This is a genomic window from Spiroplasma sp. NBRC 100390 (assembly GCF_001886495.1).
Classification (GTDB): Bacteria; Bacillota_I; Bacilli_A; order Mycoplasmatales; family Mycoplasmataceae; genus Spiroplasma.
The window spans coordinates 603,845-627,301 of sequence record NZ_CP018022.1; the positions used below are offsets into that span (position 1 = coordinate 603,845).

Sequence of the window (23,457 nt, forward strand, 5' to 3'; positions counted from 1 at the left end):
ATTTTTAAGATAAGATTTTTTTAATTTTGTTTCTAAATGGATCACGAGCTGGTTGTTTAACTCACGCTTGTCAGTCGCCACTAAAAGCACGCATAAAGTCTCATTCACGAAGATAATTTAAACCATGTGAAGTAATTGTTTTGGCACTTGGTTGTTGGCCAAGAAATCCTTTATCATCATTAACTGATCACATACTAATAAATGCTAAGTTTTCTGCATGTGCTCAATTATAAAGTTCTTTGGCATCTTCTAATGTGAAAACTCCTTCAACAGTATCATTAACACCAATCATTGGAGTTATTCCTAAAAAACGGTTTAATGTTTTATTATTAATGTTAACATCATATACTTTATTAATAATTTCTTTTAAATTACGACGAGTACTTATTGTTGCTGCTTTTGCTAAGTCAAAATTTGTTTGACCACGGTTACGAGCTTGGTTATAAATTCCATCACCATAATCCATTGCCATAATGTTAATTATTGGTAAATCATCATGACTTAAACCTTGTTTTTTATATTCTTCAATAAATATTTTTACTAATTTTCTACAAATGTCAGTTAAACCATCTGGCATAACTGGTAAAGTTAAAGAAAAAGTTCATTTACGGTTTTGTTTTTTCATAAAAGCTAATGTTTTCGCTAATAAACGATTTTCTTTTAATGTAAATTGAGCAGACCTTTCAATATCAAAATCTAATGACATTGGCATTGCTTGTCGTGCTTTAATAGGGTCACGATACCCTCCTGCTAAAGTTGCTAAGTTTTGATTAAACATCGCAAACTTTTCAGCTAAAACATGAACAGCAGTTTCCATATTAGATTCATTTTTATGATAATACTGGTTATAAGCTGCATTCCAGGCATTTTCGGCTGGATTATGTCCAGTTGATAACCCGCCATATGAAACACGTAATTTATCAAAAGTGTTATGTTTATTTAAGGGATCTAATACTTTTTGTTTTAATTGATTTTGTTCTCAGTATTCATAACCATCATTACCAGTTTCAATTCCAGCAATTGAGAAATCTAAATAATTGCTATGATTTTTAACTTGTTGCACAAATGACAGCGTTAGAGCTTCAAAATTATTAACTTTATTATTAAAATTAGGAACATTTTGTTGAGTATAATCAGGAGTTTGTTTACCATTAATTATTCCGTCAAGATCATTTCCCTCTCATAATCCATTATCAATGTATGGTGTAAAGTAAGTTGAACTTATTTCATTTGTTTTCGTTGTAACATGATTAGCAGTTGTTCCATTTAAACGGTTTGGATTAGCTTGATCTCATGAAAAATAACGGTTTTTTCTTGCACGTCAGAATTCTTTTGGATCAATTGTAATGTCTTCACCCCCACTTCAATTATCTGAAGGATTAGTATATTGGTCTAAATCCTTATTATTTAAAATAATATGATGATAATCTAAGGCTCCTTTTAATTGTAAAATTTGATTTTTATCAGTTGGTTCCACGGGTGCTATTGTTTGCTGTCCACTCAAAATTTTTGAATAAGTAAAAGATTCATATCCTGTTCCTGAACGAATATTTTGATCTAAAGGATTTTGATCAGCATTTCCTGCTTCATTTGCTTGAAAATGCGATGGAAAGTCACGAGAAAGATAGAACATTGACATATCCGCCATTCCTTTTGCTTCGGCATATTTACGGATTTCAATAGCATCTTTAGCATCAAATTTATATTGTGGCAGTTCTGCTCGGGTTCCAATCCATGGTGTTACTCCCATTCGATTGTAAATTAACTGATCATTTTGGGTTGCTATATTTTCTGTTGAAAAGATATTTAACATTCCTTTTCAAGTTTTATGTGTTGCTTCAATGGCATTTTTTAAAGCAGGAACTTCTCAACGATCATTAATCGTGTTATCATTGGGTTGTAAATATGCGGAAACTAGGTTTAAGGTAAAGTTAAGTCCTAAAAAACGAGTAAATTCATATAATGGGTAAACATCACTCCCAACTTGTTTTTTAGAACCATTATATGGGGTATTAACTGGGGTTGGAATCACTAAGCCATCATTTCCAGTAATAATTGATAAACGAATGCGATAGGTTTGGTCTTGTTCAAGCAATATTTTTAATGCTCCCGCTAAAAGTTTAGTTGCTTCGGCATATTCACTATTAATGCGATTATATGGTGCAGCAAAATAAAAATCAAATGATTTTGTTTGATATTTGTTTGTAATTTCTCTAAAAGCATTAGCTAAATCAAGTTCAGTATAATTATTTAAATAAGCGGTATGTCAAAATGAATTAGCAAATGGTCCAAAAGAAATGGTAATATCTTCTTGTAAATTAAGACCATTTTGTTGTCATTTATCTAATCGATCTTGATATCATTTTCCTGATTGATTAGTATCATGGACAGGAGTTGCATTTCAAGCAGGAGCTAATTCTGGTGAACTACTATCGTTTTGCATAAATCCTAACACAAATTTAGAGGCAATTCCCTTGTTCTTAAAATGAGCTAAATCATTATAAATGATTTGTTCGCCATTTCGTTTTTTTATTGATGCTAATGCTTCCTTTCAATATGCGCCATTAACTCCTTTATCTTTTAGTAAGTATTCAACATTATCTTCGACAATTCCAATGTCAACATAAGGTTTATATTCTAACTTGCGAATATTATTATCCAAGATTTTTTTTGCTAAAGTTGATTTAAGAACTTTTGTTGGATTTGGTATAGTATATTCATATGCTTTTTTGTTCATTAATGATTCAATTTGTTTGGCATTTAATTTTGAAAAATCATTATGAATAATTGAGTCACTATTGTTTAAACGTGATCAATATTTTTTATGAAAAATATTTTCTTTTAAATTGTCTGATGTTTTCTTTGTTTGTTTGCAAGCAACAACGGAACTCACGGAACCACTTAAAATGCTGATGCAACCTAAAACATACAATATTTTTTTCATTGCCTTTCTTCCTTTCAATTTAATTTTATTATTCAGTAAAAGTTCTTTATCATATCATTAGCTTTTTCCAATTCTATTTTATCATAACATTTCTAAAATGATAGTAAAAAATCAAGATGATTGTTCTAGCATTTTAAAATAAAAGTTTGAACCTTTGTTATTAAGTTCAAACTTTTATTTTAAAATATTTTGTTTTTTGATTGATTGATATTTCATTTGTTTTTGGCTAATTTTATTTTGAGTAAAATAGAAACCAAAATAGAAACCAGTAGTAATTATAATAAAAACTCCATATATTATGATTGTTTGGGCTACCATTGGTAGTTTTCCATTTGTATAACTTGCTTTTGGATGTGTAAATTCCATAAAATCATATGGGAAATAACCAGAAAAGGACATATCAGGCATTGGTTTTCAACTATGGGTTGCTTTTAAAATATAACCAAAAATAGTGAAAAATAAAAAATATCCTAAAATAGTTGCTAAACTATATCCCCATCAACGTAACATTGTTTCTTTATGATAAACTAAATTATGATGTTGATAGCAAGCAAAGTAATAAATAACTCCTAATAGTGGTACTAGTGAATGTTGTAAAAACATACTCATTCATTGGACTGGTAATCATGTTTTAAAATCACCGGTAATTGGCAACGAAATATTATAAAATAATAAGGTAAAAGAAATGACAATCATTGTTAATAACCCAACATTACTATTATCATATCGTCCTTGGCCTTCTTTTAAAGTATTAAAAGCAGAATTAAGGAAAAAAGCACCAAAAATAAAAGTTGAGTATGAAGTGTATAATGTTAAATTACGAAAAACAACCATGCATCCAACACTAAGGTCTGATCAACTTTGTAATTCTCTTAATGTTGTGTCATATTTTCGTGATCAATTATTGGGAAAAATACCATGATGTTTAAACCATAACGTTGATGTTAAACTAACAGTAGTAAAAATAATAACGGAAATAATTGGTAAAATACCAATTATTAGTTTAAATCAAAATTTTCAATTTTTGATTAATAGTTTAATATTGGTTTTGATAATTCAAGATTCTTTTTCATTATTTAATTTTTTAATATTTTTTCTTTTTAATATATCGTTCATTGTTATTCCCTTATTAATTTAATGTCTATAAAACATTATATCTTTTTTCTTTTAAAAAACAAGGGGCATGTATATGGCGCTTTGTAAAGATATACTATAATATAGACATTAATGCATTTAAAAAGAGTTAAATTATATATAATTTAACTCTTTATCTTTTGTATTAAATTTATTATTTATAAGCAAGTTAATGTCAAGTTGTTATTATATTATATTATATTATATTATCCTTTATATTGTCAAAGTTCTGATAATAATCCCGCTGCCATATTATCGTTAGTTTTTGATATTCCTTGCCCTTTATCATCCGTTAACATAATTACTGTTGTATCATTAATATTGTTTACAAATGGAATTAACTTTTTACCAATTGCGCCAGCAGTTCGTTCATTAATAAAGTATAATTTTGCATTATTTCCTGCATCATTACGTTTAATGGTTAAGACAAAAAAATTATCATTAAAAGTATGTTTATGTTTACCAACGTTACCTGGTGTTACACCCGTTAGATGTCCTTCTACCAATGTATGTCCTTCCGGAATATCGACTTTAACTCATCCTTCCGGCATTTTAGAACCAACTGGCATTCATTTATATTCACCAATAATTCATTTTTCTTTATTTAATTTACTTTCTAAATCAGTTAGTTTTTGGTCAACATCAGTTTTAGATTCTTTTATTGCATCAGCGATTTGTTCTGCAGTTTTGTTTTCTAAACCAGTTAGTTTTTCATCGGTATTTTTTTCTGAAGCTACAACAGCATCTGTGATTTTTTGGTCAGTATTGCTTTCTAAATCAGTTAGTTTTTGGTTAGTATTATCTTCTAAAAGTTTTAGTTTTTCATCAGTACTATTTGATAAACCAGTTAGTTTTTCATCAATATTTTTTTCTGAGACTATAATAGCATCAGTAATTTTTTGGTCAACATTGGCATTAGCTTCGGTTATTGCATCAGCGATTTGTTCTGCAGTTTTGTTTTCTAAACCAGTTAGTTTTTTATCGGTATTTTTTTCTGAAGCTGCAACAGCATCTGTGATTTTTTGATCAGTATTGCTTTCTAAATCAGTTAGTTTTTGGTTAGTATTATCTTCTAAAAGTTTTAGTTTTTCATCAGTACTATTTGATAAACCAGTTAGTTTTTCATCAATATTTTTTTCTGAGACTATAATAGCATCAGTAATTTTTTGGTCAACATTGGCATTAGATTCGGTTATTGCATCAGCGATTTGTTCTGCAGTTTTGTTTTCTAAACCAGTTAGTTTTTCATCGGTATTTTTTTCTGAAGTTGCAACAGCATCTGTGATTTTTTGATCAGTATTGCTTTCTAAATCAGTTAGTTTTTGGTTAGTATTATCTTCTAAAAGTTTTAGTTTTTCATCAGTACTATTTGATAAACCAGTTAGTTTTTCATCAATATTTTTTTCTGAGACTATAATAGCATCAGTAATTTTTTGGTCAACATTGGCATTAGCTTCGGTTATTGCATCAGCGATTTGTTCTGCAGTTTTGTTTTCTAAACCAGTTAGTTTTTCATTGGTATTTTTTTCTGAAGCTACAACAGCATCTGTGATTTTTTGGTCAGTATTGCTTTCTAAATCAGTTAGTTTTTGGTTAGTATTATCTTCTAAAAGTTTTAGTTTTTCATCAGTACTATTTGATAAACCAGTTAGTTTTTCATCAATATTTTTTTCTGAGACTGTAATAGCATCAGCAATTTGTTCTGCAGTTTTACCTTCTAAAGCATTGATTTTATTATCAGTATTATTTTCTAATTCTTTGAATTTTTCTTCAAGATCACTTAATGGTAATTCCATAATTTTGTTCCTGCCTTTCTTTTGAATCATTTTTACTAATTAAACCAACTTAATATTTTTAACTTACTTAATAAAATATAAAAACATAATTAAATATTAAATTTAATTTTATTAACAAATTTAATTTCAAAAATTTTATCTAGTATCTTAATTTTATTAAGAAATAATGATATGTAGACATATGGGTTATTAAAGTTTAATTATTAATATATTATATTTACAATTTAGAAAAAATAAGAAATTAATTTTTTTGTTAATTTATTAAACAATTTTAAAATTATGTTTTTAATATAAATCGATGTAAATTAATATTAATCAATATCATCGATTTTAATTGATATAAATGATCATGACATCAAGTCTATATCAATTCAGACTTTTATATTTTCATTATATATCAAAAATTAATAAAAAACCATTTTTATTTAATTATTTTTAAAAATAAAATAATTAAATAAAAATGGACTTGTTAATCTTTTTAATAAATATTTAATTAAAAAATTTTAAATTATTTCTTATTGCAACACCATGGGTGAGCTGGCTGTAGATTTTCTAATGTATTATTCGTAAAATTAGTATCAATATAATCAACTACTCAGGAATAATCTTTATTTGGTTGAATATCTTGATATTGAGCCTTTAGCATTAATTGCCCACAATATTTACATGGTGCTTCTTGAAAAAGATCATATTTACTATAATCTTTATGTTCAAAATACTTTTGAACTTTATTCATTGCATATGATTTTCAAATTGAATTTCTTTCATATCGTCCTCATTTGTGATTATTTTCTTTCATAAAAACCTCCATAGTTTTTTTCTTTTTAAAAATGTTGTTAATTTTTATTACTCAAGTTTCTTCAAAGAAATATGGAAACATGATTTTTAAATCTAAATTTTTTATAAATATAATTAATCTTTGATTGTATTTTAGATTTAAAGTAATTAAATTAATAATTAAATATAAACACCTTGATTTTAATTATTAATTTGTTATTTAAATTATGTTTTTAATATAAATCGATGTAAATTAATATTAATCAATATCATCGATTTTAATTGATATAAATGATCACGACATCAAGTCTATATCAATCTAAATTTCATTCTTATTATATAACAAAAATAAAAAAACAATCTAGATAAGTAAAATTTTTATATTAATTCTACTTAAGATATTTGATTTTATGCAGTTGGAAAATTTAAGATATACAACTTTATAAATATTATTAACTAAAAAACTGCTCCTTCGTTTTTTTATTATAAAATATCAGCAAAAAGAAAAAAACAATTTTAAGTAAACTTTAACTAAATATTTAGGCACAAGTAAAAGATTCTTTCTATCAGATTATTTTTTTGTAAATAAAAATAGTTAAAACTATAAGGATCTCTAATTCTTATTTATCAATTTATTATATCATAAATTTAACATATATTTTATCTTCACAAGAGCTATTATTTTGTTACTGTGGTTCTAAATATTTTTGTTTTCTCAATATAATTATTTTTCATATAAAATTACTTTTTGAATTGTTTTAACTTTTTTTCTTCTTAACAATCCAACCCCCCTACCAAACTTAATGTCATTTGAAAAATAAAAAAAATACTAATTTTCATCAGTAATTTCTGTGGTATCTTTAATTGTCTAATTGTTATTTAATTTAGTACGGTAATATTTAATTTTATTTTTAAATTAGAATAAAATGGTTGTATATTATAGTTAGTTTAATAAAGTGAAGGGAAATTTAGTAAACTAAATTTCCCTTCACTTTATTTTTGTATTTTTTAAGGTCCCAGTAGTTCTTCTTGATAATATGTAACATTAATATTACAGCGAAAATGCTAAGAATAATAATAGTAAAAAAAGTAAAAAGATTAGTTAAAATTGTAAGAGTGATTTTTGATAACATTCATGATTATTAAGATCAACTCTTTTACGATTACATTTCATTGAACAAACACCTAATTTAAAATACAAACGATCAACAAATTTTTTTATTAAAATAAATTTACAAATTTGACATTTTCTTTTTTTTTTTTTTTTTTAAAAGTAAATTAACTCCCATATTAATTCCTCCTTTTCTTATTTCGAAATAAATTTATTATTACATAATTATTAATTAACAATTATTTTTTACTTTTTTTAACTTCTTTCATTATACTACTTAAAAGTATTTTTATATCATTTAACAACAAAAATATTATAAATAATTATATAATTTCATATTTTTAAATTCTGTCTTAATAACTTTTTTAGTTTCAGCAGTGTTTATTGAAAAAAAGATTTTATTTTCACTTTCTTTAGTAATATTTTCTTCTTCGTTTTTATTTGCTTTAACTATGACAATAATAATCATGTCATCGCGATCATGTTTTAAAAAGAAATTATATTGATCTCAAATTGTTTCTTCTGTAATTTGATGTTGCACCATTAAATTACCGGCATAATCATAAAGACTATTAAGAAAGTAATCTTTTTGGTTAGATTGAAGTAAGGTCTTATTTTCTAATGACTTTGGATATAAATCTAAACTTTCCGAAAGTTTAGATTTTTTGCTAATTTTAATGTTTTGTTCAGCAATATTATATTGTCTAATTAGTTTTAGAATATAGTTAAATTTAACTAAATGATGATTAATATTACGAAAAATAAGTTTAATTAATTTATACTCACGAAAAGAAATATAATAATTTGGTTCTTGTTCTTTACCATTTTCATTATTTAAAACAAAAACCATTTTTGCTCTAAGATAGCTTTTAAAAATAATGCTGTCATTATTTAAACCAGTTTTTATAATCAATTTTTTAAAGCGATAATTGTCTCGTTTAATTAGTCGTTCTAATTTTCTTTGGTAATTTTTCATCTGTACTTGAAAAGAAATTATTCCGAATAAAATTACGGCGATAAAGGATGAAATGGAAATAAAAGCTTCTCAATAAGTTGCTAAAAATTCTCAAATATGTTCAAAAGTAATCATTAAATCTCCTTATTTTCTGATATTTTTAAGGTGATAATTAATACTGATTTTATCTTATCATATTTTACTAATAAAAATAATAAACATTGGTTTCTAAGTTAAAATAAATTAATTTAATTTGTTTTTATGTGGTAGTCATTTATCAAATTGGTTTAACAGTAAGTGAACGATTGGTCCAAAGGCAAAAATAAAAGCTATTGTTCCAAGATTAACATAATTTAAAAAAAATTTCCCTTTTAGATCTCAACTAATTGTATTGGTTGATAATGTAATAATAATTCCTGGTAAAATAATACAAAAATCTAAAAAAATTCGGGCATTAACAAATTTTCAATTACTCATTTTTTGAAAGTTGATACAAATTGAGTTATAAGGACCTAAAAAAAGATTAGATTTAAGTCAAATAGCATCACCAATGGCATTTAATAAGAATCCAGCTAAAAAAATTCACATTCGAATTGTATAGGGACTGTTTTTAATTTTGTTGGCAATGGTTGGGGTTAAATATAATTCATGAAATTGTAACATAAAGGGTTCTAAAAAAACAATAATTAAATCCATAATCAACACTGTTCATAATAAGTTAAATTCTTTTTTCTCCTTTGTTATTTGATATTTTCGATAGGCCCCAATTGTTGCAAAACTAAACGAGAATAACATCAAAATTGCAAAGTAAATGCCTAAAACTAATCAATGGACAGTTCCGTTAGAAACAGTGGTATCTAATGTTCCATCGGGGTAAATTCCCTTTCATACCATTAAGACAGCATAAATTGTAAAATCAAGATGCATAACTCCAACGGCAGTTGGCAAATATAAACTTAAGCCAAATGTAAAAATGTATAATCCTAATAAAAAAAAGAAGATTTTAAGACCTCATCTTTTTCAATTTATTAGAAAAAAATGTTGTTTTTTCATATTTTTTTCCTTTCTATTAATCATTTAAATATAGCACATTTTTAATTTATTAATTAAAAAATATTTAGAAATATTTAAATGTAAATTGTTATATAAAGTTCAACAAATTAATTCCTTTCTGAGTTAATTTTTTCCTTCTTACATTTATAATTTACTGATATTAATAAAAAAATATTGGAAGATTTAAAAGTAGTATATAATGTTAAAAAAGTATCAAGAATATATATTATTCGTTTAGTTTTTCACTTTATTTTAAAAAATTAAAAGAGGAACATAGTTCCTCTTGAAACCACACCAGACCTACTATTATAAAAATAGTAACCAGTTATTTGTTAATTAAATAAATTTAATTTCTGTGGTTTATATTGATACAAATACATTATCTTTTTTAAGGTTTTAATTCATATTCTATTATTATAACATTTACATTTTAAAAAATATTTTTTCTAATTTAATTATGTTATTGTTAAATTAATAGATTTATTGTACTTGCATTTATAATTTACATAATATAAAAGTTGGTATATGTTTCAAGATCTAACTTTTTTTGTTATCAATTTCTTCTCTATTAATAATTAAATAAGAATACTTCATATCTCTTGTAAGATAAGGTGGTTCTTCATATAATTTCATTTCAAATTTAATTAACACTGTTCCTTTTAAGGGTTTTTTTCCATTAAATTCAACAAAAAAGATTCCTTCTTTTTGTATATCCTTTTTAGTTGCAATAGTTATCTTATCTGCTTTTAAAATTCTACCAATGGTTAAATTAGAATTAATGGCTGATTCAGGACTAATTGAAGCTTTTAAAAGATTAGCAATTCATTCTTCATTATTTAAATAATAATTTCATTTTTGTTTAATTAATTCTAAATCTAATTTTTGATCTATGTCCTGTTTACTATAATAATGATACACCATATTAAAATTATTTGTTTGATTAAGCATTGTTCCTATCTCAGAAACATCAAGTTGAATTTTTTGAAGTTTTTCAATTGTAAATGCAACAAGAACGGTTCCTGTTAAACGACCAATACCATTAACTTTGACAAAAAAAGTTCCTCCTGAATGGAAATCTTCTTTAGTTGCAATAGTTACTTTATCCGCTTTTAAAATTTCACTCATTTCAAAATCAGTAACATCATACCTTATGTCTCAACCAATCGCATCATTAATTATTCTTTTATAAGTATAATAGAAATTTTCCACATTAATTTTGTCACTAATGTATAGTATACTATTTTCATAATAATAAATACTATTATTATTAACAGCAATGTATTGTCAAAAACTTTTATTAATTTCATCTTGAGCTAAAGAAATATCATTAATTTTTTTTACTACCTTTTTTTCCTCACTTTTATTTTCTTCGTTATTTTTGTCTTTTTTAGCAATGACATTATCTTTACAAGCAGTAACACCGCTTGTCCCGACACTGGCCAAAGTTATTGCACTTAAGATATTTAAAATTTTTTTCATATATGTTGTTTTCCTTTCTAAATGATTTATAGTGAGTGTGATTTTTTCGTTATAATATATTTAAAACAAAAATTGGAAAAAATCAATATCATAAATTTTCAAAAATTAAAATATTTATGTCATTGTCTAATTAATAAATTTGTTGCACTTGCATTTACAATTTACACATGTAATAAAGTACAATGTTAATTTTATACTTTATAATTAGATGATTTTATAATCTATGTTTTTAATTATAGCAAAAAGAAAAAATTATATATATAAATAATTCAATAGATATGTTTTATCAAATAATTTGCAAATTATTTGATAAAACATGCAAAAGATTATCTTTATCAGAAAAATATTTTAATTCAACTTTGAAAAAAGTTAATTTAGTTTAATCATGACCTAATTGTATTAGCATCTTTACTTTTTTATTATATGTATTTTCTATTTAATTAGATTTGTTACACTTACATTTACAATTTATAAAAATAATATTATTTATGTTATTTATTTCAACGCTTAGTTTTATTAGTTAATTTGTAAAACAGAAGTGGTTGGAGCAGTGCTCTTAAAAAATTTCGAAAAGATTTTTTTGATGAATAAATGGTTTGATAATAATTTGGTGCATATGATTTTTTTTGGTAATGTTTTGTTTCTAATTGTTTTAAAAATTGTTTTTTGCTAAATTTAACTGGTTTTTTTGATACTGATTGTAAATTTGTTGTTGGTAACATAACATTATTTTGAAAAGATAATGATTTTTCATCTTCATTATGTTTTTTAAATTCACTTAATTCTTCGGGTTGATCTTTAATTTGACTTAAAAAAGTTGGTTTTTTATTTGGATCAATGCGATTTGCAACATATCCACCATGTTTAGATGTCTTGGCATAGCGTTGTCTTGGGGCATCATCATAAATCTTGGTATCTTTTAATGTTGAATTATTTTGAGCTATGTTAGTATTATTCTTAGCAGTTGTTATTTGTTTTATTTTTGGGTTTTGCATCACATAAATGCCTTTTACTGAATCATAAACAATAATTGGTGGTTGTTTTTCTATGTTGTTTTCATCAAATAAATCAATTACTGGACGATCATCAGTTGTTTTAATTATTAAATCATTCTTTTTTGTTAAATATTCATCTGTAAAACGATTAAAAGTTAATGACTTTCCTTGTTGTTTCATCCCAAAAGTTAGCTTTGGTTTTTGTGGTGATTGTTGCTGTTTTGTTGTTTTAAATATATTATCGTACTTGCTCATTCGAAAATTATAAATTCCTCCACGGTTTGCCTTTTCTCGATAAATCTTTGCTGCTTGGATTTCATGTTCACGACGCGCATAATATTCTTCAATCATTTTATTTGATGGTTTAACCTTGCCATGATGATTATGACGAATTAGTTTTTCTAATGTAAAAGGATTTATTTTTTTATCAAATAATTTATCTTGTTTTGTTGTTAGTCGCTGTTTCAAGTTTGTCTTTTTAAGATTTCCTTTTGTTATTGTCATGATATTCTCCTTTTTAAAATAAAACTATTTTATGCCAGTAATTATCAACAATTTTATTATATCAAATTTTAAAAAAATAAAATAAAAACTGACTAAGTCAGTTTTTATTTTATAATTCTTGTTGAGTAATACAGTGAATATTACCACCACCTAATAATACTTCACGCGTATTAATTGGAATTATTTTACGGTCAGGAAAACATTGTTGTAAAACATCAACAGCATTCTGATCTCAAATTGAATCATCAAAAGCCGGCACTAGGATAGCACCATTAATAATGTGAAAATTAGCATAACTAGCAGGCATACGAAAACCAGCAATTCGTGTTGCAAACCGAATGCTATATTCGCGATTGGCCGCTTCTGATTCACTTACATGCAGTGATGATGGTTGATGAAGTTTTGTGACTTTGATTTTTCGCCCCTTTGCATCAGTACTATTTTCTAATATCGTTAAAGCTTCTAAACTACGTTCATATTGAGGGTCATTTTGATCATCAGTTCATGTTAAAATAACATGTCCTGGGGCAATAACATGCATTAAATTATCAACATGTCCACTTGTTTCATCATTATATACTCCGCGAGGAATTCAGATTACTTTATCAGCATTTAAATATTGTTTTAAATATTCTTCAATTTCTGTTTTAGTTAAATGTGGGTTTCGATTTGGGTTTAATAAACATTCTTCAGTGGTATAAATTGTGCCATCACCATCTTGATGAATACTCCCCCCTTCTAAGACCATTGGTACTTGGTAATAATCAACATCGCTGTTTTCACTGATAATCTTACTAACTTGATCATCAATTGTATAATCTCATTTAAAATCAGGGGTATTCATTTCAGGAACATTTTGCATTCCTCATCCATTAAAATGAAAATTAACGGCGCGTCGAACTCCTTGGTCATTAATAACATAAAGAGGTCCAATATCACGAGCTCAACTATCAAGGTGTTTAATTTCAACTAATGTAACATTTTCTTCTAACATTGCTCGAGCTTCAGTGTAATCTTCGTGGTTAATAATCATTTTAACTGGTTCATACTTGCTAATTGCATTAGCGATTTTAGCAAATGTTGCTCGTGCTGGTTTACGATCATCATGTCAGTTATCTTTCATGTGTGGTCACAACATTCAAGTACTACGGTGTTGTGTTGATTCAATTGGCATATAAAAACCATCTTGTTTTGGTGTTGTTGTTAGTAATTTACTCATTTTTTTCCTCCTTAAATAAATATATAATTAAGTATATCATAGTAAGAGTTATTTTTTTTGTCCAATTTGTTGGAAGTAATGTTTTAAATTATGATGTCATCAAAAATACAGTGCGTCAGTTACTATAATCACTGTTACTGGAATCATTGCCATTGCTAAACAAGCTGGGACAAAATACCAGTTACTTTTGCTATAAACTTCTAAATCATTCAAATTTAATACTTTGTTATTAATTCACGGAATAAATAGCATTATAATGTTCAATAATACTGCTCCAATTGCCGCACAAGTTAATGGTCGATTAATAATTGATTTAAATTGTGATTTTATTTTTCAGTCTGATAAAGTAACGGTATTTACAAGCATACTTGGAGCACAAGTTAAAACAAGAAACATCGATGTTCGCCCAAAGTCAGAAATTTGTAGTTTCATTTCAACCGTAATCATTGGATCATTACTACGTAAAAAATCAAAAACAGTTTGATAACCATATGGCTGATAAGCTTCGGCGGGGACAAAACTCATTCCAAAATAGTATGCCCCAATACAAACAGCACTTGTTAAAATGGTAATTCGTAATGTTGGTCCTCAAATATTGCGAAAGAGTGAATTTTTACCTTGTAATGGTTTAATCCGCATTAAAGTATCATCATTGTCCCCCATTCCAATACAAATTGCTAAAATAGATTCAATTACTAAGTTCATTCATAAGATATCAGTTGCTTCCACTGGCGAAACATGATTAATTAAGGATAAAATAAAAATTGATAAAACATTAGCTAAGTTAACACCAATTACGAAGGAAATTGCACGTCGAATTTTTTGATAAACATTACGTCCTTCATTAACTCCTTTAATAATTGTTTCAAAATTATCATCGGTTAAAATAACATCTGCTGCTTGTTTTGCAACATCAGTTCCGGTAATTCCCATTGCCACTCCGATGTCGGCTTTAACTAAACTTGGAGCATCATTAACTCCATCCCCAGTCATTGAAACTAAGTATTTTTTTTGTTGCAAAATATTAACAATTCGTACTTTATGTTCTGGATTAACCCGAGCAAAAACCTTAATTTTATCAATAATTCGAATTAACTGTTTATCACTCATTTCATTTAATTGTTCTGAAGAAATTACCTCATATTCAGAATAAGCTAAATTTAATTCCTTGGCAATTGCTAGAGCTGTTGTCGCATGATCACCAGTAATCATCACAACTTCAATTCCGGCTGCGTGAGCTTTTTTGACAGCTTCAATTGCTGAGCAACGGACGGGATCAATCATTCCAACCGCTCCTAAAAAGATTAAATTAGTTTCTAATGCTTCTGGATCTTGTTCATCATCAAAATTAGTATTATAAGCAAAAGCTAATACGCGTAATGCTTGCGTTGATAAATCATCCGCTAATTTTAATAACTCTGCCTTATGTTCATCAGTTAGCGTTAAAATTTGATTTTTAATCATAATGCGGTCACAATATTGTAATAAACTATCTAATGCTCCTTTTGTAAAAGTAGTACTGACACCATCAATAATATTTAATGTTGACATTAGTTTTCGTTCTGAATCAAATGGAACTTCATCAATACGCTCTCATTTATCACGTGAATCTTGCTCATCATATGCAAATAATTCAGCATAATCAACTAATGCTAATTCAGTTGGATCACCAATTCGTTCTTTATCTTCAGTTACACTATCGTTACATAGGACCAGTGCTTTTAAAAATAAATCTTGGTGTTGATCATGGTTGACAGTTTGATACGCTTCAGCATTAATAACACTATTATCCATAATTACTTTTTTTACGGTCATTTTATTTTCCGTTAAAGTTCCAGTTTTATCAGTACAAATGACATTAACACTACCTAATGTTTCCATACTAGCTAGTTTTTTAACAATAACATTTTGTTTTGCCATCCGTTTTGTTGAAAACGATAAGGTAATTGAAACAACAGCTGCCAATGATTCTGGAATAACTCCAATTGCTAAGGTAATTGCAACCATTAAGTAGTTTGTTCAACCGCTTTTATTACCACTAAAATATAACGCAATAAAAATCATAATAGCAATAATAAAACTTAATCCTGCAATTCAATATGAAAATTTTGTTAATTTTTTTTCTAAATTTGTTGGACTTTCTTCCGTTTCATTAATTGTTGTGGCAATTTTTCCAATTTCAGTTTGTTGACCAACTTTAATCACAACCCCAACGGCACGCCCAGCCGTAATAAAAGTTGACATAAAAGCAATATTTTTCATTTCTGCTAAAATTGTTGTTGCTTCAATTGGTTTATCTGTCTTATGAACCGGGACACTTTCACCGGTTAAAATTGCTTCATCAATAAAAACATCTGATTGTTCAATAATTCGCAGTTCAGCTGGAACATATTTTCCAGCTTCTAAAACAACAATATCACCAACTGTTAATTCATGGGCCGGAATTTCTTGTTGAAGATCATTTCGAATGACAACAGCCTTTGGTTTAGAAAGTGATTTTAATGCTGCCATTGATTTTCGGGCTTTTACGGTTTGTACTGTTTCTAAGATTGCATCAAGAATAACAATGGCTCCAATTACAGTAAAATCAACAAAATATCCCCCTCTTAATTTTCAGTTATTACCAACCATTGGTGCAATAACGGAAATTACTGCTGCAGCAATTAAAATTAATTGAAGTGGTTCAATTAAAGCTTTTCCAAAAATGACATATCATGGGGTTACTTTTCCCTTTGGTAACTCATTTTTACCATATTGTTTTTGACGAATTGTAACTTCATCGCTTGATAAACCAATTTCAAAATTAGTTTGTAAAGAAGATTCTAGGTTGTTATTATCCTGGGATATATATTCTTCCATAGTCTTTAACCTTTCTGTTCATTTGCTTTAATAATTATTATACCTGAAAAATATTAATTTAACATATTAATTCTATATTAGTTATTAACTGATATCTTTGCATTATAATAATAAAAAAATGATTTTAATAACTTAAAATCATTTTATAAATTTTTATGACGTTTATTACTATCTTCTTGTTTTAATCGAAAACTAGTATAATACGGATTCTGTCATTTAATAGCCCCTTGTCCCATACGATTATAAGTATGAGCAGCATTTCGTAATGCCTTAATTTTTTGTTTTGTTAATTCTAATAGATTATTCTGACGAAAAAACGACTGATTTTTTCTAATATTTGTAATTAGAACTGGTTTCTTATTTTTCTTTGCTGTTGTTTGTTTTTCGACTGTTTTTGTTATTTTTTTAGTTGTTTGTTGTATTTTTTGTTTTGCAATCCGATGTGGTTTTTGTTGTTTTGCGGGTTGATAGTGGCGATAAGGGTTAGCTTTCATATTATGTTGTTTTCGAAGTAAACCAAGAATTACTGTTTTTTGATCAAATGTTAATTCTGTTTTAGTTTTTAAAATTCGTTCAATTGAAAGAAAATTTAATTTCAAAGAATTTAAAAAATTAAAAGTTTTTAATGTTTTTGCATCTAAATTTCCATTTATTAACATCAATAATCCTTCCTTTGCTTTTTCGTTATGGTAAAATTATACCTGTTTTTCTTTAGATTAAAAGTATTTTTTCATAAAAAATGTTGTAATCTCTTCGTTTTGAGACAGGTGTAAATTCTTTTTAATGGCACTATAATGATGTTTTTGAAAAAAAGCTACTGTTGGCAAATAAGCATCAACAGTAAGATCTAAAAAACCATTTGCTTGTGCAACTGTTTCTAATTGTTGCAACATTTTTTTGCCAAAATATCATCCTTGATATTCGGGATCAACATATAATTGTGTAATTCTATTCTGCTCAGAATGATATGACCCAAAAGCTAAAATTTTATTGTCAAAGACAATAACATAACCTTCTTCTTCACTTAACACTTTACAAAAATCTTCGTTTTGTCATCGTTGTAAAATTGCTGTCTGTTGTAACAAACTATAGTCCTCAATGCTAATTTTACTCAATACTTTTTGTCCTAATTCTTCAATTTGTTTTTGATCTAAGATTGTTGCGCGTCGAATCATTATCTCTTACCCCTTATTGATTATTTCTATTTAAAATTTTTGGTTATTAAAATCATCTGTAAAATTTTATTTTCTTACATTAAATTTTACTCTTAATAATCATAACACAAAATTATCTAATCCTAATGGCATAAAAAAATAGCACCTGATAAGGAACTATTTTTTTTCTTTATGTAAAGTATGTTGGTTACATTTTGAACAATATTTTTTTACTTCTAATTTTTCTTGTTGTTTCTTTTTATCACGTTTTGCAATATAGTTTTCTTCTTTACATTGTTCACAACGTAAAATTATTCCTTCGCGCATTTACTTACTCCTCTTTTCTGTTCAAACATAATTCTTTGCTAAATTTTGCAACAAATATATCATAGCAAAATAATTTCCTTTTGCCAATTAATTTTGACTTCTTTTTTTGCAATATTTTAATTATCTCATCGAAAAATCCTAATAATTAACCATGTTAAAAGTCCTGTTATAAGGATTGAACCCAAAATAATTCCCAAACTAATACTTAAACCAGTTAAGGATAATAAAGCGTGCTTATAATTGCTACCAAATAAAGCTGGAATAAAAGCTGCGATAATAAATGATCCTCCAACGAACAAAATACTAAAAATTCCTGTCACTAATGATTGCACAGTTCGTGAATTTATTAAAATGACAGCAATCATCATTAAACTAACTGCAAGAGCAGTAATAAAAATTGAGATAAAGAAAAAGAGAAAAATAACAAAATTATAAACCTCTCCAAAATCAATTTTTAAAGCAGCAGTAATAATAAAACTAGCAATTAGCACTAACAAATCAGCAATTAATACCAAAGTAAAACAATAGGCATAAACAATAACAATAAATCCAAAAGGCTTAATACCTAATAGCCCAATTCGTTTATAAACAACAGACATTTTTAAATCAATTAAAAATCCCATCATCATATACATTGCAACACTAGCACCAGTTGCAATAAAAGTAATTCCAATTGATAAAGCCATTACTTCTGGACCATGACGATTAGCAAAAATTGCTTGACAAAGAATTCCAATTGGAATAATAACAATGGCAAAAGCCAGAACCAATTTTTGACGGCGTAAATAATTTAGAAAAAAACTATATAGTGAAAATAAATTAATTTTTTCACTAACTAAGCAATTATTTTTTGTTTTTATCGATGTATTTTGCTCAGTTTTTTGCTCATTTGTCATTTTCTATTGCTCCTGTTCTATAATTTTGATTATAAGCACCAATTTGATATTCTTTAAATTGATCTTTAACAAATTTTTCAACATTACCATATTCAGCGATAATTTCATCAACTTTTGATATTTTTATAATTTCGCCATCAATCATAAAAATTAAAGTGTCACAAAATTTTTCAATTTCTTCCATATTATGTGAGATTAATAATAATGCTTTATCTTGATTTGCTAAAAAGGTACTTAATATTTCATATATTTTATCTTTAATTTCTAAATCTAATCCCGTTGCTAATTCATCAAGAATAATTAAGTCTGGTTCAACAATTAAGGCTAATAAAATATTAATTTTTTGTTGTTGTCCACCAGATAATTTAGTAATATCTTTATTCATTATTTTTTCTATTTGTAAGTCTAATAACAATTGATAAATTTCATTTGGTGAAATAAATAAATTATAAGCTTTTAAATATAAATTTAAAATATCATAACCAGTAACTCCTTTTGGATATTTTGATTCTTGTAATTGCATCCCAATGCGAACACCAAATTTCTTTTCACTAGTCCCATCCGAAACACGACGAAGTTGTGCTAAAATTTCACATAAAGTTGTTTTTCCAGTTCCATTTGGGCCAACAATTCCAATTCGATCGCCGGTTTTAACCGTTAAATTAACATTTTTTAAAACATGTTGTTTGCGATAAAATTTATTGATATTAACACCTTTGACTAAAAAGTCTTCTGTTAAATTAGCCATTTCTGATCGCTCCCATTTCTATTTATCAGATTATTAAAATTATATAATAAAAATCAGTCAAATTATGACTGATTTTTATTATTTTTTATTTTTATCAAGAAGATCATTCATTGTTATTTTTAATTCTTTTGTTTCTTCAATTTCCAAATCCTTTTTGAATTTATTTTTATCAATTTGTTTCTTTTTTGGTTTAGTAAAATCAACTTTTTGCATTGTTTGTTGTTGATTACTTGTCTTAACATCTTTTAATCCAACAATGATTGTTCCTGGTGGTGCTTTTTCAATGGCCTTTAATCGGGCTAAACGAGAATCATCTTTTTGTAATGGCTCTTGTTTGATTAATGTTGTTGGTGATAAATGATCCAAGTTTTTACTTTCGGCTTCTTTATCGTTTTTCTTTTTAATTAAAGTTTCAACAGTAGTAACTGTTTTGCCAAGATTTGGTTTTATATTCTGATTAGCATTTTGAACTGGTTTGTTTTTCAATACCTGTTTATTTTGTTCTTCCTCTTCTTGTTTTTTTAATGCTATTTGTGCTTTTGCTAATTCTTTTTTCTCAAGTAAGATATCAACTGTTGTTTTAACCTTACCAAAAGTTTTTAAAGGAAAAGATGATAATTGTGTTTCAACAAGGATTGGTTCGTTTTCCTTCGTAACTATTGGTAGTTCTTTTGGTGTTTGTTTCACACTTGCTTTTTTTTGAACTGGTTTTTTCTTTTTCTTTTGTGATGGTTTAGTAATTTTTAATTCAGGTTCTGGTTTTGTTTGATTTTCTTGGATATCAGGCGTTAATAAATTTATTGTAGTTTCATCAGTAGAAATTGGATCTATTTTTTCTGCTGGTGGTTCCAAACTTGGTACTAAAACTGGGTTTATTGCAATAACGAGGTGACTTTCATCATCGTTAGTACTATCGTTTAATGTTTTTTCTTTTTCCTTACTTTCTTGGACAGGAGCTGTTTTATTAACCACGGAATTAACTGTTTTAGGTATATTATCTACTATTTTGAAATTATGATGTTGCTTTTTCTGACCATGATGAAAAAGATGATTTTTTGTTGGTTTTTCATCATGATGTTCTACCATCTTTTTAGAATGAATTAATTTTAAATTATAATATTGTGGAATGACAATATCAACAATATTTTCAAAACCTAATGCATCTGTTGTGCGATCTAATTTATGAACATGTAATTTATCGGTATTAAATAGGACAATTTCATCTTGTTGATTTAACATATGTAAAGTATCATTTGGTTTTGCAATAAAAATTCATTTTACCAATTCTGTTACTTTTTTATTAATTATAAACATCCTTGTTCCTTTAACTGGTCGTGTTGATACTGGTAAGTCTTTTATTGTAATTTTCTTACCAGTATTAAGATTTGTAATTAAGACAAGATTATCTTCTTTACAATAGCCAGCCCCAACAACAGTATCATCACGTAGATTAATTGATTTAACTCCTGCTGTTCGTAATCCTAATGCTGGGATTTCTTTTGCCTTATATTTAACAATAAAACCATTTGCTGTTGTTATAACAACAAATGAATGTTTATCAACTAATTGGCTAGCAATAATTTCATCATCACCTTTTAGATTAATCGCTTTAATTGCTTTACTAATTCGTGTTGCTTCAAAATCTTTTACTGCTGTTTTTTTAATCATTCCATTTTTTGTTGCTAACATAATATATTGCTCTGGTTTATTAAAGTCGTTTAGTAAAAAGGCACTAATAATTTTTTCTTCGCCAGGTAATTCAGAAATAGTGTTAACATGTTCACCAATATCTTTAATTCGGACTGATTTAATTTTATAAACGGGAATAATAACATAATTTCCTTTTGAAGTGATTAATAAAATTTTATCTAAACTATTAGCTTGAAAATCAGCAATTCATAAATCACCTGGTTTACGTTTAAATTCTTCTGTTGTTAATTTTACAAGTTGGTTATTTTCTAACGCTTTTAAATAACCATCACGAGAAACTCAAATATTTAAATCTTTTTCAATAATTGTTTCTGTCTTTTCAAGTTCGATTGCTTCAATTTCATCTTCAATAACACTACGACGAGGACTATGAAATCGTTTTCTAATTAATTCTAATTGGTGAATAATCACCTGATTTAATTTATTAATATCACTTAAAATTGCTTTTAAATTAGCGATTGTGGCAATTAATTCTTTTTGTTCTGCTTCTAATTGTAAAATGTCTGTTGAAGTTAAACGATATAAACGTAATTGGACAATCGCTTCTGCTTGTACTTTACTAAAGGCAAATTTAGCAACTAAATTATTTATCGCATCCGTACGGTCCTTTGAGTGGCGAATTGTGGCAATAACTTCATCTAAAATACTAATTGTTTTAATTAATCCTGCCACAATCTCTAAACGTTTTTCAGCACGAGCTAATTCAAATTGTGAACGATTAGTGACAACTTCATGTTGGTGTTCAACATAATAAGTTAAGATTTCTTTTAATCCTAATTGTAATGGTTGTTTTTTAGCAATTCCAACAATATTAAAATTATATGAAATTTGTAAATTAGTATTTTTTAATAAGAATTTACGAACAATTTCAAAATTAGCTTGTTTTCCTAGTTCAACAACAATTCGCAATCCTTCACGGTCAGTTTCATCACGAACTTCTTTAATATTTAACCCCGGTTCATTATATTTAATATCATCAATTTTTTTAACTAAATCTTGTTTAACAACTTCATATGGAATTTCAGTAATAACTAAGGTATTATTCTCATTTTTAATTTTGCTTCGAATAATAATTTTTCCTTTTCCAGTTTGATAGGCTTCTAAAATTCCATTTTTCCCTTGAATAATACCACCCGTTGGAAAATCTGGACCTTTAATATATTTTATTAACTCAGTAATTTTACTTTTTGGTTTTTTAATAAAATGAATTGTTGCGTCAATGATTTCATGTAAATTATGTGGTGGAATATTTGTGGCATAACCAGCTGCAATTCCAGTCGAACCATTAACTAATAAATTTGGAAATAACGCAGGTAAAACAACTGGTTCTTGTTCCGAATCATCAAAATTGGGAGCAAAAGCGACTGTTTTTTTATCAAGATCTTGTAATAAAAATGATGAAATTTCACTTAACCGTGTTTCAGTATAACGCATTGCCGCAGCAGGGTCACCATCAATTGAACCATTATTACCATGCATATCAATTAACGGATAACGTACTTTTCAATTTTGTGATAATCGAACCATGGCATCATAAACAGAAGTATCACCATGGGGATGATACTTCCCAATTACTTCTCCAACAATCCGTGCTGATTTTTTATAACTACTATTAAAAGTTAACCGTAATTCATTCATAGCAAATAAAATTCGCCGTTGCACTGGTTTTAAACCATCACGAACATCAGGCAAAGCACGGTCCTGAATAATATATTTTGCATAACGACCAAAACGTTCAGCCATAATATCATTTAAGGTATAAATTAATTCATTTGTCTTTTCACTATTGCTCATGT

General features: G+C 26.8%; 16 protein-coding genes. All 16 read right to left on the reverse strand.

All coding sequences use genetic code 4. From position 1 onward, the window contains the following. Positions 1-4: 4 nt before the first annotated feature. A complete protein-coding gene (locus S100390_RS02745) occupies positions 5-2,944 on the reverse strand; it encodes a hypothetical protein (RefSeq protein WP_071890209.1) in 2,940 nt (979 codons plus the stop codon). Between the two features lie 174 nt (positions 2,945-3,118). After that, complete coding sequence (locus S100390_RS02750; RefSeq protein WP_070406762.1) at positions 3,119-4,060, reverse strand: hypothetical protein; 942 nt, start codon at positions 4,058-4,060, stop codon at positions 3,119-3,121. A 224-nt stretch (positions 4,061-4,284) separates the two neighbouring features. Next, complete coding sequence (locus S100390_RS02755; RefSeq protein ID WP_070406763.1) at positions 4,285-5,874, reverse strand: hypothetical protein; 1,590 nt, start codon at positions 5,872-5,874, stop codon at positions 4,285-4,287. Positions 5,875-6,382: 508 nt separating this feature from the next. After that, positions 6,383-6,673, reverse strand: a complete 291-nt coding sequence (locus S100390_RS02760; protein ID WP_070406764.1) for an HNH endonuclease — start codon at positions 6,671-6,673, stop codon at positions 6,383-6,385. Positions 6,674-8,075: 1,402 nt separating this feature from the next. Then, positions 8,076-8,852, reverse strand: coding sequence for a hypothetical protein (locus tag S100390_RS02765; RefSeq protein WP_070406765.1), 777 nt, complete (start codon positions 8,850-8,852; stop codon positions 8,076-8,078). Positions 8,853-8,960: 108 nt separating this feature from the next. After that, positions 8,961-9,794, reverse strand: coding sequence for an SPE_1075/MLC_0560 family membrane protein (locus S100390_RS02770; protein WP_232215467.1), 834 nt, complete (start codon positions 9,792-9,794; stop codon positions 8,961-8,963). A gap of 513 nt (positions 9,795-10,307) precedes the next feature. Beyond that, positions 10,308-11,249: a hypothetical protein gene (locus tag S100390_RS02775; protein WP_070406767.1), complete on the reverse strand. Its 942-nt coding sequence runs from the start codon at positions 11,247-11,249 to the stop codon at positions 10,308-10,310. 491 nt (positions 11,250-11,740) lie between these two features. Then, the gene (locus tag S100390_RS02780) at positions 11,741-12,748 is read right to left on the reverse strand and encodes a hypothetical protein (protein WP_070406768.1); all 1,008 of its coding nucleotides are present in this window, start codon (positions 12,746-12,748) and stop codon (positions 11,741-11,743) included. A gap of 109 nt (positions 12,749-12,857) precedes the next feature. Beyond that, positions 12,858-13,967, reverse strand: coding sequence for an agmatine deiminase (gene aguA / locus S100390_RS02785; RefSeq protein WP_070406769.1), 1,110 nt, complete (start codon positions 13,965-13,967; stop codon positions 12,858-12,860). Between the two features lie 48 nt (positions 13,968-14,015). Beyond that, positions 14,016-16,826 (reverse strand): cation-translocating P-type ATPase, encoded by a 2,811-nt coding sequence (locus tag S100390_RS02790; RefSeq protein WP_070406770.1) that lies wholly within the window; start codon positions 16,824-16,826, stop codon positions 14,016-14,018. Between the two features lie 143 nt (positions 16,827-16,969). Further along, the gene (locus S100390_RS02795; protein ID WP_070406771.1) at positions 16,970-17,485 is read right to left on the reverse strand and encodes a hypothetical protein; all 516 of its coding nucleotides are present in this window, start codon (positions 17,483-17,485) and stop codon (positions 16,970-16,972) included. Between the two features lie 57 nt (positions 17,486-17,542). Further along, a complete protein-coding gene (locus S100390_RS02800; protein WP_070406772.1) occupies positions 17,543-18,001 on the reverse strand; it encodes a GNAT family N-acetyltransferase in 459 nt (152 codons plus the stop codon). Positions 18,002-18,157: 156 nt separating this feature from the next. Further along, positions 18,158-18,307 (reverse strand): 50S ribosomal protein L33, encoded by a 150-nt coding sequence (gene rpmG / locus S100390_RS02805; RefSeq protein ID WP_070406773.1) that lies wholly within the window; start codon positions 18,305-18,307, stop codon positions 18,158-18,160. Between the two features lie 116 nt (positions 18,308-18,423). Continuing rightward, positions 18,424-19,203, reverse strand: coding sequence for a hypothetical protein (locus tag S100390_RS02810; protein ID WP_070406774.1), 780 nt, complete (start codon positions 19,201-19,203; stop codon positions 18,424-18,426). Beyond that, positions 19,151-19,951: an ATP-binding cassette domain-containing protein gene (locus tag S100390_RS02815; RefSeq protein WP_070406775.1), complete on the reverse strand. Its 801-nt coding sequence runs from the start codon at positions 19,949-19,951 to the stop codon at positions 19,151-19,153. The genes S100390_RS02810 and S100390_RS02815 overlap by 53 nt, the downstream gene beginning before the upstream one ends. A 78-nt stretch (positions 19,952-20,029) precedes the next feature. Further along, on the reverse strand, positions 20,030-23,455 hold the full coding sequence (gene parC / locus S100390_RS02820; protein WP_070406776.1) for a DNA topoisomerase IV subunit A: 3,426 nt from the start codon (positions 23,453-23,455) through the stop codon (positions 20,030-20,032). Between the last annotated feature and the right edge of the window lie 2 nt (positions 23,456-23,457).